Genomic DNA, 12,904 nt, shown 5'->3' on the forward strand with positions numbered 1-12,904 from the left:
AAGGGGTCTCCTGGTATGCTCGGGTTACTTGCACGCGCGGGATTTTGCAGCGGCTCGAGAAATACTGCCACACGCGGATACAACGCGCAAGCAACTATCTGGAGGGGACATGGGAATTGCCGACGACGCGGTCGAGGTGCGCGCGCAGGGATGGCGCACGCTCGCGGCCCTGCATGGCCTCATCGAGACCGCCCTCGAGCGCGCGCTCGCGACATCCGTCGAGCTCTCGGTCGTCGAGTACACGGTGCTCGACGCGCTGAGCCGTCAGGACGGGTGGCACATGCGGATGCAGCAGCTCGCGGGCGCCGCCGCCCTGAGCGCGAGCGCGACGACGCGGCTCGTGAACCGGCTCGAGGACCGCGGGCTGCTGACGCGCGTCCTCTGCGCGGACGACCGCCGCGGCATCTACACCGAGCTCACGCCCGCCGGACGCGATCTCTTCGAGCGGGCGCGCCCCATCCACGACGAGACGCTCGAGCGCGTGCTGGACGAGGCCGCTGCACGACCCGAGCTCGCTCCGGTCGTGCACGCGCTGCAGGCTGCGCCGGTCTCAGCGTAGGGCGACGTCGCGGAACGCCGTGATGAACGAGTAGCCGGCGTCGTTCTTCGTGACCGAGAGGTTGAGCCCCATATGCGGCTCGAGCGTCGTCACCTTGTCGAGCGGCGCCACGACGATGATCTGGAAGCCGAGGCCGAGCCACGCGCGGATCGCGCGCCCCGTGAACGCGCTGTCGGCCTTGACGAAGCCCTCGTCGAGGAAGACCGGCGCGAACCGCGGCCAGGAGCGCGTCTGATCGCCGAGCTGGTACCGCAGCGCGGCGCCCACGATGAACGCCACGAGCTCCTGCGACTCGCCGCCCGACTTGTCGCCGAGGGTCGAGTAGGTGCTCACCTCGCGGCCTTCGGGATCGATGCGGCTCGCCGTGATCTCGATGTGGCGGCGCACGTCGAGCACCTCGTCTCGGCGCGGGTTGACGCCCGACTCGGGGAGGTCGATGAGGTCGATGAACTCCTGCAGACGCGCGAAGCGCCGGTCGGCCTCCTCCGCGGTCCACTCGCCCGTGACATCCGCGGAGAGCTCCCTCAGCTGCGTCTTGATCGACTCGATGCGCTCGGGGTGCAGATGGCGCATGTCGATGCGGAGCCGGTCGGTCTCCGACGCGAACGGCAGATCGCGGAGGATGTCGTTGACCGGCTCGAGGCGCTCCTCGATGCTCAGCAGGGCGTGGCCGAACGAGTCGCTCAGCATCTTGAGGTCCATCGTGCTGACCTCCTGCAGGTGACGCCGGAACTCGAGCCGGTGCTGCGAGAGGCCGTGGTGCGTGATCTCCTCGTAGATCGCGGCGAACTCGTCGTACGCGTCGACGGTCGTGCCGCGGTTCGGATCCGGCCACCTCTCGTTGTAGGCGGCGAAGATGCGCTCGAGCGACGCCGCGGCCGAGTCGAGCGTGGCGTGCGCGCGGCGGACGTCCAGCTGCAGCTCGTCGGCGAGCCGGGGGACGGCCTTCGCGAACCGGTCGTGCGTCGCGTCGGGCTCGATGCGGCGGAACTCCCGGTCGAGGTGCGCGGCGTCCTCGTCGGTCAGGACGATGTCGGGGCGCTCGGCAAGGCGGTCGCGCTCGGTCGCGACGGCATCCTGCCGGTCGACGATCGCGCCCCACGTGCGCTCGAGCTGCTCGAGCGCGGCCGCGCGGCGGTAGCGCTCCTCGCGCGCCGACTCGAGGCGCTCCGCCGCATCGCGCAGCCGCTCCTCGAGCTCGACGAGAAGGTCCGACCGGTCGAGGATGGCCTCGCGCTGCGCCTCGAGCTCGCCGACCTCCTTCTCGACGGAGGCTACGTCGATCGACGCCCACTCGACGTCCTGCACGCGGCGGTACGCCTCGGCGAGGCGCTGTACCTCGTCGGCCTCGCGCTCGTGCGCGGCTCGGGCCTCCTCGTGCGCGGCGATGCGGGCGGTCGTCTCGGCGATCTCCGCCTCGATCTCCTGCCGGCGCGCGGCGTTCGAGAAGCCGAGGATCGAGCGCTCGCGCGGATCGCGGCCGTGCGCACCGCGTCGGCCGTGCGACGTCTGGCCGTTGACGGTGACCTTGGGCTCGTCGCCGCCGAGCTCGGCGGGCGAGTCCACGCAGAGGTGGTCGCCCGCGACGACGCGCCGCTTGACCCACGCCGTGAACGGCGAGTCCCGGAAGACGAGGCGCCCCGAGATGTACCGCGGGTCCGACGGGGTCTCGGCGTCCTCCGACAGGTCGACGCCGTCGAAGCGGATGCGCCGCGTGAGCTTCATCGACTCGATGGCCTCGCGGATCTGCCGCTGCCGCCGCGCGTCCATGAGCATCGTCATGCCGATGCCCGACAGGGTGACCTCGGCAGCCGTGCGCCACGGCTCGTGGTCGGGGTGCACGTCCATGAGCTCGGCGGCGAAGGGCAGGTCGGATGGCTCGAGCCCGCATGCGCGGGCGATCTCGCGCCGGGTGCGGTCGTAGGCGTCGGGGATGAGGCTGTCGCGCCCCGAGAGCGACTCGAGCTCCGCGGCGTCGCCGCGCCGGCGGCGGGTCAGGTCGCCGATCGCGAGGACCTCCTCGTCGCGACGGCGCTTGAGCTCGGCGAGCCGGTCGTCGACGCCCTCGAGGAACGTCGCCGCGGCATCCTGCACGGCGCGCAGCGCGCTCTCGGTAGGGAACTCCGCGCCGAGCGTGCGCACGCGCTCCTGCAGGGTGCGCCGGGCGTCGGCGATCCGGGCCGCTCGGGCCCGCGCCTCCGCGACCCGCGCGTCGAGCCGCGCGAGCAGGTCGCCGCCGTTCTGCGCCCGCTGCTCCTTGATCTCCTCGACCTCGACCGCGAGCGCGGTCTCGGCCGAGAGGGCGAGCGTGAGCGCCTCCTTCTCGGCGTCGCGCGCGGTCTTGTTCGCCTCCTCGGCCTCGCCGAGCAGGCGGTACTCCGTCGTCAGGCACCACAGCCGGAAGGGCGTCGCGTCGTCGCCGCGCGTGAGGCCGTAGCGGTCGAGGCGCGCGACGCGGTCCCGTGCGCTCTCGTAGTCGTCGTGCAGGTGCGCGATCTCGGCGAGCATCCGCTCCTTGGCCTCGTCGGTCGCGAGGCTCTCGTGACTCTGCTTGAGCGCCTGGAACTGCGCGAGCACGGCGTCCGCGGCCGCGTACGTCGGCGGCTCCTCGAGCACCATCTCCTTGTAGAGCCGGTCGACGGTGCGCACCTGGTGGCCGGCCTGGATGCGCGACAGGAGGCGCAGGGCGTTGTCGCTGTTGCCGCCCTCGCCGATGCCGAGCCGGGCGGCGACCGCGGAGAGGAAGTCCTGGGTCGTCTCGTAGGAGCGCAGCCCCGTGAACCGGGCCCGCAGGGCGCGCGGATCGAACCGGCCGTCCGCGAAGTCGGCGAGATCGGGCAGATGGAAGTCGCCCTCGACGGTGAGCTGGCGCGTGCGCACCTCGGTGCTGCGCTGGGCGCCCGCGGGCGCGAAGTACGTGCGCAGGGCCGTGTACCGCCGGCCGGAGCCGTCGACGAAGGTCATCGAGATCGCGCCCCACGCGCTCGTGCCGTCGCCGCGGAGCACGCGCTCGACATCGCGGACGGTGTCGCGCTTGCCGCGCAGGTACGTCAGCACGTTGCGTTGGTCGGCACCGCGGGCCCGGCCGACCGTCGCGTCGTTCGAGGCGCCGTTGAACGGCACGGTCGACGGCATCATGAGCGCGATGTACGCGTCGAGGAGCGTGCTCTTGCCCGTGCCGGAGCCGCCCGAGATGAGGGTCGCCTCGCGGTCGAAGTCCACGCGGTGGTGGCCGTGGAAGCCGCCCCAGTTCAGCACCTGGAGGTGGCTCGCGCGCCACTGGGCGGTCTCGTCGTCGTACCCGGCGATGAGCAGATCCGTCACGCGGCGTCCTCCTCGTCGTCCTCGTCCTGCGGTGCGTCCTCCGGCTCATCCGCCGCCGGCTCGATCCGCCGCCGCAGCGCGTTCTCGGGGCGGTTCTGCTCGGCCAGCCACTCCTGGATGACCCGCAGCCGGTCGATCGGCAGGAGCGTCTCGATCACGGGCGAGATGAGGAAGCGGTCGTCGCCGTCGGCCTTCACGAGGATGCCGGCCTTGACGAGCGAGTCGACGGCGGCGCCCGCCTTCTTCTCGTCGCCCGAGCGGTCGGTCGCGTGCGCCGGGCGGAACTGAGCCACCGCGGCGAGGCAGTCGTCGCGGTCGATGTGGGCGTGCGGGCGCCCGCTGCCGCGCTCGGCGAGGTGCCGCTGGCGCAGGTGCGCGAGGAGGACGGTCTCCTCGCGGGTGTACGCGGAGTCGCGCAGGAGCGGGGGGACGTAGCCCGACGCGTCGGAGCGGATCTGCACCTTGTAGGCGACGCCGCGATCGCGGTCGATCACGAGGTCGAGGAAGAGGTCGTTGAGGCGGCTCTTGATGAGGCGCGCGTCGCGCAGGAGGACGGGCCACTCCTCGCGCTCGTCGGTGATGATCTGGTGCTTGAGCATCACGACGAGGCAGCGGCGCTGCTCGAGCGTGAGCATGCCGTCGTCGCCGTCGAAGAGCGACAGGGCGGTATCGTCGGGCGCGTTCTCGATCGCGTCGGGCGTCGTGAAGGCGTCGTCGGCGAAGGCGTCGTCGGCGAAGGCGTCGTCAGGCGTCGTCATCGTCGTCTCCTGTCAGGTCGGTCGGCGGCTGCAGGCGGGGGAGCGCGAGCGCGCGCGCGGTGCCGTCGGGGCGGACGGTGCGGACGACGCCCCCGTCATCGGCGATCCCGCCGGGAAGGCCGTCGCGGGCGGCGAGGTAGGCGAGGCCGAAGACCTCGACGGGGCGGCGCAGGTCGTCCGGGAGGGCGTTGAACGCCTCCGAGAGGGTGGTCGCGCCGTCGGCGGCCGCGGCGTCGAGCCCTCGGCGCACCTCGTCGAGCAGCGGGCCGCCCTGACGCCGGACGTCGTCGAGCGACGGCGGCGCCGGCGCGAGGTCGGAGACGTCCTCGAGCGCGGGAGCGGGCTTCTCCCGGCTCGGATCGTAGAAGCGCGTGCGGAGGTGCTCGATGTCGAGGCGCGACGGCATCCACGGCAGGGGGACGGTGTCGCGGGCGCGGGCGGTCTCCATCCACACCGCGAGCTCCTGCTCGACGCGGCGCAGCGTGCGGGTGACCTCGCGCTCCTGCAGGGAGTCGTACGCCGCGAGGTACTCGGCGAGCGACTGCGACGCGCGCTGCTGGCGCGTCTGCACGTCGCGGAGACCGCGGCGCAGCAGCGCGTCGGCGTTGACGAACGCCGCGCGCTCGTCGGGCGACAGGTCGCGCGCGAACGGATGGCTCATGATCGCGCGGAGGTCTTCGCGGAACTCGGCGAGCAGGTCCTCATCGCTCAGCACGGTGAGGGCGCCCTGGAACGCGCGGCCCTCGCGGGTCTGCGACGCGAGGCGGGTGCTCGAGGCGAGGTACTCGCCGAGCACCTCGCCCTTGGGGCGCTCCTCGGCGCGGAAGTCGCGCACCATCTGGTCGTGGATGGCGTCGAGCGCCTCCTCGACGCGGCGGAAGTCGCCGGGGAGCTGACCGAGGAGGTCGACGAGATCCGTGTAGCCCCCGAGCATCCGCTCGTCGTCGGCGATCTCGACCTCGCCGCCCGCCGCGATGCGGTCACGCTCTGCCGTGAGCCGCGCGATCTCGGCGTCGAGCACGGCCATCCGCGTCGTCTCGTCGGGGTTCGCCTCGGTCGCCCAGCGGCGGACCGCGTCGAGGATGGTCGTGAGCCGCGACTCGCTGAGCAGAGCGCGCTCGCGCGAGAGCTCGCTGTGCATCCGCATCGCGGCGAGGGCGTGCGACGTGAGCTCGTAGGCCTCGCCGCCGTCGTCGAGCGGGACGCGCCGCAGCCACTGGCTGCGCATCCACGACAGGCACAGCGCGCGCCCCTCCTCCTGCGCGGGGACCTCGAAGCCCGCATCGCGCAGCTCGTGCAGGTAGGTGTCGACCTGCACGTGCAGGCGCTCGGCGCGGACCTGCTTGATCTCCTGCGAGAACGAGGCCCGGAAGATCGCGAGGATGAGCGGTGCCCAGCGGCTGCGGACGAGGCTGAGCGCCGCGCCCTCGCGCGCCTCGGTGAGGCGTGCGACGTCCCTGGGGACTCCGCTCACTCGGGCCGCTCCGTTCTGCGCTTCGGGGTTCTCGCCGCACGGCGGCGGCAACCCTCGATTCTCTCACGGAGGCCGGGATGGTCCGGATGCCGGGTGCGCGGTGGATGTCCCTCTCGAGGATGACGCGGTTCGGCCTGCGGGGTGATCCCCTCGCGGCTGCCGCCCGCGAGAGTGGGATCACCGTCGTTCGAAGAGGGAGAAGCCGATGTCCACGGTCCAGTCGGTCGGAAGCGAGGTGCTCGTGCGCGGTGCATCCGCCGCCAGCGCCGTCGTCGAGGTGCTCGTCCTCGCTGGAGTGGCGGTCTTCATGGTGGGGGTGGTCGTCGTGTCCCAGGTCGTGCAGGCCGTCGAGGCCGCCAAGGAGGCCCGCAGCCTGCGGCGGCGACCGCGGCACCCGGTGACCACCCCGCCCGGCATCACGCCTCCACGCGCGCGGGCTTCGTGAAGCAGAACGCGATCGCGCCCACGAGGAGGAGCGCTGCGGAGAGATAGAAGCCCGACTCGAGCATGCCGGTCGCGTCGGCGAGGGCGCCGGTGATGTACGGAGCGAAGATCGACGACAGCATCCCGGCGAAGTTGAAGTAGCCGTACGCCCGCGAGTACATCTCCTGCGGCGTGTTCTCGGCCAGGAACGCGATGAGGATCGGGTCGAGCGCGAGCTTGCCCACGAGGCCGTAGACGACGAGTCCCGCGATCATGAGCGCATAGTCGCCCGTGAGCGGAACGAGGATCTGGCAGAGGCCGCCCAGCAGCGCGAGGGCGATGATCAGCGGCCGTGTGTTCGACATCCGGCGGGCGAGCATGCTGAGCACGATGGCCCCGGGGATCGAGGCCCAGGGCACGAGGGAGGCGATGATCCCCGTCTGCGCGGGGGCGACGTCGCGCACCTGCTGCAGGTAGGTCGGCAGCCACGTGAGCATCGAGAAGAAGCCGTACAGCGAGCAGAAGATCAGCACGTACGTGAGCAGGTGGTTGCGCGAGAAGAGCGCGCGTCGCGCCGGCGCGTCGGGAGTCGCCACGGTGCGCGCGGCGGCGAGCTGCGCGCGGTGCTCGTCGTCGATCGGCGCGAGGAAGTAGTGGATGAGCCCGGCCACCACGACCGTCGCGATGCCGAACACGAGGAAGGTGACGTGCCACGGCAGGCCGAGCGTGAAGGTCAGATAGCTCGACCCGATGAATCCGAGAGAGATGCCGACGGCCATCCCGCTGTTGATGACGGCCGCCGAGACGCCGCGCCAGCGCTTCGAGACGTAGCTCGACGAGATGCCGTACACGGGGCTGTAGTACGTGCCCTCGCCGACGCCCGTGAACGCGCGGAACATGAGGAAGATGAGGAACGTCGACGCGAAGCCGCTCAGAATCGTGCCGATTCCGAAGAGCACGTAGCCCACGACCACGACCCGCACGCGGCCGAACCGATCGGCGATGTACCCCGTCGGGATCTGCATGAGCGCGTAGGTGAGGAAGAACACCGTCGACATCAGGCCCAGCTCGGTGCGCGAGAGGCCCCACTCCTCCTGGATCACCGTCATCACGGGCGAGAGGATGTTCCGATCGGCGTACATGAAGACCCAGCCGAGTGAGAACAGGGCCGTCACGAGGAGCGGGCCCGGTCGGCGTCGGCTCGCGGGGAGCAGCCGCCTGGCGGGGGAGGGCGGTGCGGTCGGGGCGGAGATCGTGGGACGCGACTGCGTGGACGTGGTCATCTGGCTCCTCGTCGCCGGGCTCGAATGGTCGTCTCATTCGAGCGGAGCCGTGTTGCGGCCGATCCCGCGCCGTGTGAAGGCTCTGTTACGCGCCCGCTACCCGATCCGGAGCCCTTCCGGCAAGCACCTCCCGTCGCGCGAGCGCACGTGCGGATACTCGAGCATGAGGACATTCGGCGTGGAGGAGGAGCTGCTGCTCGTGGACGCGACCACGGGGCGGCCGCGTCCGCTCGCGCCCGAGATCCTCGCGCAGGCGGCGGGCCGCGAGCTGGCCGGCTTCGCGCTCGAGTCGGAGATGGACCAGGAGATGCTCGAGGTCATCTCGCCCCCGTGCGCGACGGCCGACGAGCTGCGGTCGTTCGTGCTCGCGGGGCGGGAGATGGCGGATGGTCTCGCTCGCGAGCTCGATGCGCGCGCGGTCGCGCTCGCCACGTCGCCCATCCGCGGCCGGCCGCACACGAGCGTGAGCCCGCGCTACAACGCGGTGCTGGAGCGCTTCCGCGGACTCGCCGCGGCGACGCTCGAATGCGGCCTCCACGTGCACGTGTCCATCGCGGACGCGGAGGAGGGAGTGGCCATCCTCGATCGCATCCGCGCCTGGCTGCCGATCCTCCTCGCGCTGAGCGCCAACTCGCCCTTCCGCGACGGCGCCGACACGGGGTACGCGAGCTACCGCCATGTCGTCTGGCACCAGTGGCCGACCGCCGGTCCGCTCGAGCTCCTGCACACGCCCGCCCGCTACGAGCAGCTCGTGCAATCCCTCCTCGCGACGGGCGGCATCCTCGACGACGGGCAGCTCTACTTCGACGCCCGTCTGTCGCGGCATCATCCGACCGTCGAGATCCGCGTCGCCGACGTCTGCCTCGATCCCGAGGACACGATCACGATCGCCGTCCTCGTGCGGGCCCTCGTCGACACCGCGGCCGCGGCATGGCGTGCGGGCGAGCCGGCCCCCGACATCCCGACGCCGACCATCCGCCTCGCCTCGTGGATGGCGGCGCGGTGGGGCGTTCGCGGCGACCTCGTCGACCCGGGCACGGGGCGCGCGGTGCCCGCGGCGGATGCCGTCGAGACGCTGCTGAGCCACGTCCGCGCGGCCCTGCGTGCGAACGGCGATGCTAAGCGGGCGCAGACCGGCGCGCGGGACATCCTCGTGCGCGGCACAGGCGCCGAACGGCAGCGGGCGCGGCACGAGCTCTCCGGATCGCTCGCGGGCGTCGTGCTCGGAAGCGATCACGAGGGCTGAGCGGCGCTACCCCACGACGGTGCGCACGGCCTCGAGGAGCGTCCGGCGCACGCCGAGGTCCTCGGCGGTGTCCAGGGCGCGACCTGCGTAGCACTCCCATCCTTCGCCCGTGCAGCAGAGGTATCCGCGCACCTGGTCGCCCACGGCGACCTGATAGCAGGTCAGGGTCACCGGGATCAGCCGCGCGCCGAGCGACCGCACGGCCTCCGGCGTCGCGCTCCGGGCCTCTCGGGCATCTGAGATCACGCTCACGGTTCTCCTCCGCTCTCGACCGCGCTGTCGATCCGTCCGCTGATGTGCCGTCCAGTGTCGCGTCCGCGATCCTCCGGAGCACACGGGTTGACAACGCCTGTCGAACGTGAGGCGCGACGGCGCGCGAAGATACCTCGGCGAGGCTGCCTCGTGCCGGAAGGCGGCTGCCCCGTGCCGGAGGCGCCTGTCAACCCCGTGGGATCCGGCCCTGCGCCCTGATTACCTCGGAGCATGACCGCATCCGCCTCCGCGCCCTCGAGGCCCTCCGACGGATCCGCCGCGGACGGCGTCCCGACGCTGTGCCTCGACGCCACCCATCGCCTCGCGCGCGACGGCTACGCCTTCGGCCTCCGCGGATACCGGGACGTCGGGGCCGACGCCTTCCGCACCCGGCTCGTCGGGCGCCCCGTCGTGGTCGCCCGCGGAGCCGAGGCCGCCCACGTCTTCGGCGCCGGCGGCTTCCGACGCAGCGGCGCCATCCCGCGATCCGCGATGCACCTCCTGCAGGACGAGGGCAGCGTCCAGGCGCTCGAGGGCGAACGGCACCGCGTGCGCCGCGCGCTCCTCCTCGAGATCGCCGAGCGCGGGCGCGGGACGCTCGTGGCGCTGTTCCGCTCCGAGTGGGGCGCCGCGGTGGAGGAGGTGTCGGGGGAGCGGACGAGTCTGCTGGATGTCGCGACGACGGCGCTCGCACGCGCTGCGTTCCACTGGGTCGGGGTGCTGCCGCCTCCCGTGGAGGAGCGTGTGATCACGGCCGGCCTGCGCGGCATGATCGACAGCGCGGCGAGCATCGGCCCCCGCAACTGGGCGGCACGCGCGCACCGTCGTCGGGTCGAGCGCTGGGCGGCGTCGCTCGTGTCCTCTGCCCGATCCCGCGGAGACGCCGTCTCGATCGTCGGTCGCCTCGCGCACCACGAGGAGGATGGCCGCCCGCTCGACGTCGAGGTCGCCGCGGTCGAGCTGCTGAACCTCCTGCGCCCCGTCGTCGCCGTGGCCCGGTTCGTCGCGTTCGCGGGGCACGCGCTACACGCGCATCCGGAATGGGCGGCGCGGGTCGGGACCGGCGACGCCGAGACGACGCGCTGGATGGCCGACGAGGTGCGGCGCTTCTACCCCTTCTTCCCGATGATCGGCGGGATCGCGACCGCGCCGTTCCGCCTGCGCGGCGAGGAGTTCCCGGCGGGGCAGTGCCTCCTCTTCGACCTCTACGGCACCGATCACTCACCCGAGCTCTGGGAGCGGCCGGACGTGTTCGACCCGTTCCGCTTCGCGGACGCCTCGCCGCACGCGATCGTCGCGCAGGGCGTCGGCGACGGCCTCGGAGCGCACCGGTGCCCCGGCGAGCTCGCGACATCCGATCTCGTCGCCGAGGCGCTGTCGCTGCTCGTCAACAGCTCGCGATACGAGGTTCTGCCGCAGGATCTGCGCATCAGCCTGCGGCGCATCCCGGCACGGCCGGAGGGCGGGATGGCGGTGGTGTTCGCATGAGCCTGCCCGTTCTGCGCACGCTCGAGGAGCTCGCGGTCGCGGTCCGCGCGGCCAGGGGCCTGCACGTGCGCTACTCCGCGGGGCCCGATGCCGACGCGTCGCGGACGAGCATCGACACCGAGAGCGGCCTCGAGCTGCCCGGCCTGTCGGTGAACCCGCTCGATCCGGAACCATGGTGGACGCGCCCGCTCGACGACTGGCTCGCCCGCCAGCTCTGCCAGTACCGCCACCTGGAGGAGAAGGACGCCGAGCGCTATGCGTGGGTTCTGCGCGGCCGCGAGGCCGGTCGCGGCCCCGACTGCGAGCCGCTGCTCGCCGAGGTCGCACCCGTCGCGAGACTCGACGACGCGCTGCTCGACGAGGCCGAGCAGCGGTATCGCGCCCGCTTCGACGCGGGACGCGGCCCGGCCGATGGCGACGAGAGATGAGCCGCGCCGACATCGAGCGCACCGCGCGCGAGCGCTTCGGGCTGGATCGGCTTCGCCCTGAGCAGGCGGAGGCGATCGCGGCGGCGGTCGAGGGTCGTGACGTGCTCGCGGTCTGGGCGACCGGATCGGGCAAGTCCGCGGTGTACCAGGTCGCCGGTGCGCTGCGCCCGGGGCTCGCGGTGGTCGTCTCGCCGCTCATCGCCCTGCAGGAGGATCAGCTCGTCGGGCTCGGAGACGCGCCATCCGCGCCCGGTGCCGTCGCGCTGAACTCCGCGCGCGGCGTGCGCGCTCAGAGAGAGGCCTGGCGCCGGATTCGCGAGGGCGGCGCGGAGTACGCGCTTCTCGCACCCGAGCAGCTCGTGAAGGACGACGTCCTCGACGCGCTCGCCGCATGCGATGTCTCGCTGCTCGTCGTCGACGAGGCGCACTGCATCACGTCGTGGGGGCACGACTTCCGCCCGGACTACCTCCTCCTCGGAGGGCTCGCCGATCGGCTGGGGCGCCCGCCGATCGTCGCCCTCACGGCGACCGCGTCGACGCCCGTCCGCGAGGAGATCGTGCGGCGCCTGGGAATGCGCGAGCCCGCGGTGCTCGTGGGCGACATGGATCGTCCGGAGATCTCGCTCGCCGTCCGCCGCCACCGCGACGACGCCGCCAAGCGCTCCGCCGTCGTCGACGAGGTCGCCCGTCTCCGCGGCACGGGCCTGCTGTACACCTCGACGCGGAAGGACACCGAGCGCTACGCGCAGGAGCTCGCGGATCGCGGCGTGCGCGCAGCGGCCTATCACGCGGGTCTTCGCGCCGCCGAGCGCCATCGCGTGCACGAGGCGTTCCTCGACGGCGAAGTCGACGTCGTCGTGGCCACCTCGGCGTTCGGGATGGGCATCGACAAGGAGGACGTGCGCTTCGTCGTGCATGCCGATGCGCCCGAGTCGCTCGATGCGTACTACCAGGAGGTGGGTCGCGCCGGTCGTGACGGCGAGGCCGCCCAGGCGACGCTGCACTATCGACCCGAGGACCTCGCGCTGCGCCGGTACTTCGCGGCCCGCTCTGCCGATCCCGACGATCTGCGGGGTGTTCTCGGGGCCATCCGCGACGGACGTCGGCGTCGCGCGGAGATCGCGGATGCCGCGGGCGTCCCGGCCCGCAGGGTCTCGGCCCTGCTCACCCTCCTGTCCGACACCGGCGCAGTGCGCCTCGACCGGCGAGGGGCGGCGCTCATGCGCGGGGTGGACGACGATTCGGCGGTCGACGCCGCGCTCGCGCACGTCGAGGACCGGGAGCGCATCGACCGATCGCGCATCGAGATGCTCCGCTCCTATGCCGAGGCGCGGCGCTGCCGACGCCAGGTGCTCCTCGGCTACTTCGGCCAGGAGGTCGCCGACGCGTGCGGCAACTGCGATGTGTGCGCGGAGGAGCGGGGAGAGGGGCCGGATCCGACGGACGTTGCCGTGTCAGACGCGCCGGATGCGGCGTTCCGCGCGGACGATCGCGTGCGTCATCGCGAGTGGGGCGAGGGCACCGTCATGGAGGTCGAGGAGGATCGGATGACCGTCTTCTTCGAGACGGCGGGGTACCGGGTGCTCGCGCTCGAGCTCGTCGACGAGGGGAGTCTGCTGGACCGGGTCACTTCGGGCTGACGGGAAGGTGGGTGCGGCATGCCCACCGC

General features: G+C 72.4%; 11 protein-coding genes. 6 read left to right on the forward strand and 5 right to left on the reverse strand.

Going from position 1 to position 12,904, the window contains the following annotated elements; all coding sequences use genetic code 11:
* Nucleotides 1-109: 109 nt before the first annotated feature.
* Nucleotides 110-559 (forward strand): MarR family winged helix-turn-helix transcriptional regulator, encoded by a 450-nt coding sequence (locus M1D56_RS00555; RefSeq protein WP_456284319.1) that lies wholly within the window; start codon nucleotides 110-112, stop codon nucleotides 557-559.
* Here M1D56_RS00555 and M1D56_RS00560 read toward each other — a convergent pair.
* The 3 genes from M1D56_RS00560 to M1D56_RS00570 are packed head-to-tail and all read right to left on the reverse strand — an operon-like array spanning nucleotide 551 to nucleotide 6,115.
* On the reverse strand, nucleotides 551-3,883 hold the full coding sequence (locus M1D56_RS00560; RefSeq protein ID WP_456284320.1) for an ATP-binding protein: 3,333 nt from the start codon (nucleotides 3,881-3,883) through the stop codon (nucleotides 551-553). The genes M1D56_RS00555 and M1D56_RS00560 overlap by 9 nt on opposite strands.
* Entirely contained in the window at nucleotides 3,880-4,641 is a 762-nt protein-coding gene (locus M1D56_RS00565) for a DUF4194 domain-containing protein (protein ID WP_456284321.1), read from the reverse strand. Before M1D56_RS00565 ends, M1D56_RS00560 begins: the two co-directional genes overlap by 4 nt.
* Nucleotides 4,628-6,115: a DUF3375 family protein gene (locus M1D56_RS00570; RefSeq protein WP_456284322.1), complete on the reverse strand. Its 1,488-nt coding sequence runs from the start codon at nucleotides 6,113-6,115 to the stop codon at nucleotides 4,628-4,630. Before M1D56_RS00570 ends, M1D56_RS00565 begins: the two co-directional genes overlap by 14 nt.
* A gap of 205 nt (nucleotides 6,116-6,320) precedes the next feature.
* Here M1D56_RS00570 and M1D56_RS00575 point away from each other — a divergent pair, with 205 nt between their 5' ends.
* Complete coding sequence (locus M1D56_RS00575) at nucleotides 6,321-6,560, forward strand: hypothetical protein (RefSeq protein ID WP_456284323.1); 240 nt, start codon at nucleotides 6,321-6,323, stop codon at nucleotides 6,558-6,560.
* Here M1D56_RS00575 and M1D56_RS00580 read toward each other — a convergent pair.
* Nucleotides 6,532-7,821 carry an MFS transporter gene (locus tag M1D56_RS00580; protein WP_456284324.1) on the reverse strand — a complete coding sequence of 430 codons (1,290 nt, stop codon included), beginning with the start codon at nucleotides 7,819-7,821 and terminating at the stop codon, nucleotides 6,532-6,534. The genes M1D56_RS00575 and M1D56_RS00580 overlap by 29 nt on opposite strands.
* A 163-nt stretch (nucleotides 7,822-7,984) precedes the next feature.
* Here M1D56_RS00580 and M1D56_RS00585 point away from each other — a divergent pair, with 163 nt between their 5' ends.
* A complete protein-coding gene (locus M1D56_RS00585; RefSeq protein ID WP_456284325.1) occupies nucleotides 7,985-9,067 on the forward strand; it encodes a carboxylate-amine ligase in 1,083 nt (360 codons plus the stop codon).
* A gap of 6 nt (nucleotides 9,068-9,073) precedes the next feature.
* Here the strand turns inward: M1D56_RS00585 and M1D56_RS00590 are convergent, their stop codons facing one another.
* The gene (locus tag M1D56_RS00590; RefSeq protein WP_271172671.1) at nucleotides 9,074-9,319 is read right to left on the reverse strand and encodes a hypothetical protein; all 246 of its coding nucleotides are present in this window, start codon (nucleotides 9,317-9,319) and stop codon (nucleotides 9,074-9,076) included.
* Nucleotides 9,320-9,550: 231 nt separating this feature from the next.
* Between M1D56_RS00590 and M1D56_RS00595 the strand changes: the two genes are divergently transcribed.
* Genes M1D56_RS00595 through M1D56_RS00605 form a run of 3 tightly spaced genes read left to right on the forward strand, consistent with a single transcriptional unit; the run spans nucleotide 9,551 to nucleotide 12,875 of the window.
* The gene (locus M1D56_RS00595; RefSeq protein WP_456284326.1) at nucleotides 9,551-10,807 is read left to right on the forward strand and encodes a cytochrome P450; all 1,257 of its coding nucleotides are present in this window, start codon (nucleotides 9,551-9,553) and stop codon (nucleotides 10,805-10,807) included.
* Complete coding sequence (locus M1D56_RS00600) at nucleotides 10,804-11,235, forward strand: DUF6098 family protein (RefSeq protein ID WP_456284327.1); 432 nt, start codon at nucleotides 10,804-10,806, stop codon at nucleotides 11,233-11,235. Before M1D56_RS00595 ends, M1D56_RS00600 begins: the two co-directional genes overlap by 4 nt.
* Nucleotides 11,232-12,875: a RecQ family ATP-dependent DNA helicase gene (locus tag M1D56_RS00605; RefSeq protein WP_456284328.1), complete on the forward strand. Its 1,644-nt coding sequence runs from the start codon at nucleotides 11,232-11,234 to the stop codon at nucleotides 12,873-12,875. The genes M1D56_RS00600 and M1D56_RS00605 overlap by 4 nt, the downstream gene beginning before the upstream one ends.
* Nucleotides 12,876-12,904 lie beyond the last annotated feature (29 nt).

It is taken from the genome of Microbacterium sp. JZ101 (assembly GCF_053903175.1).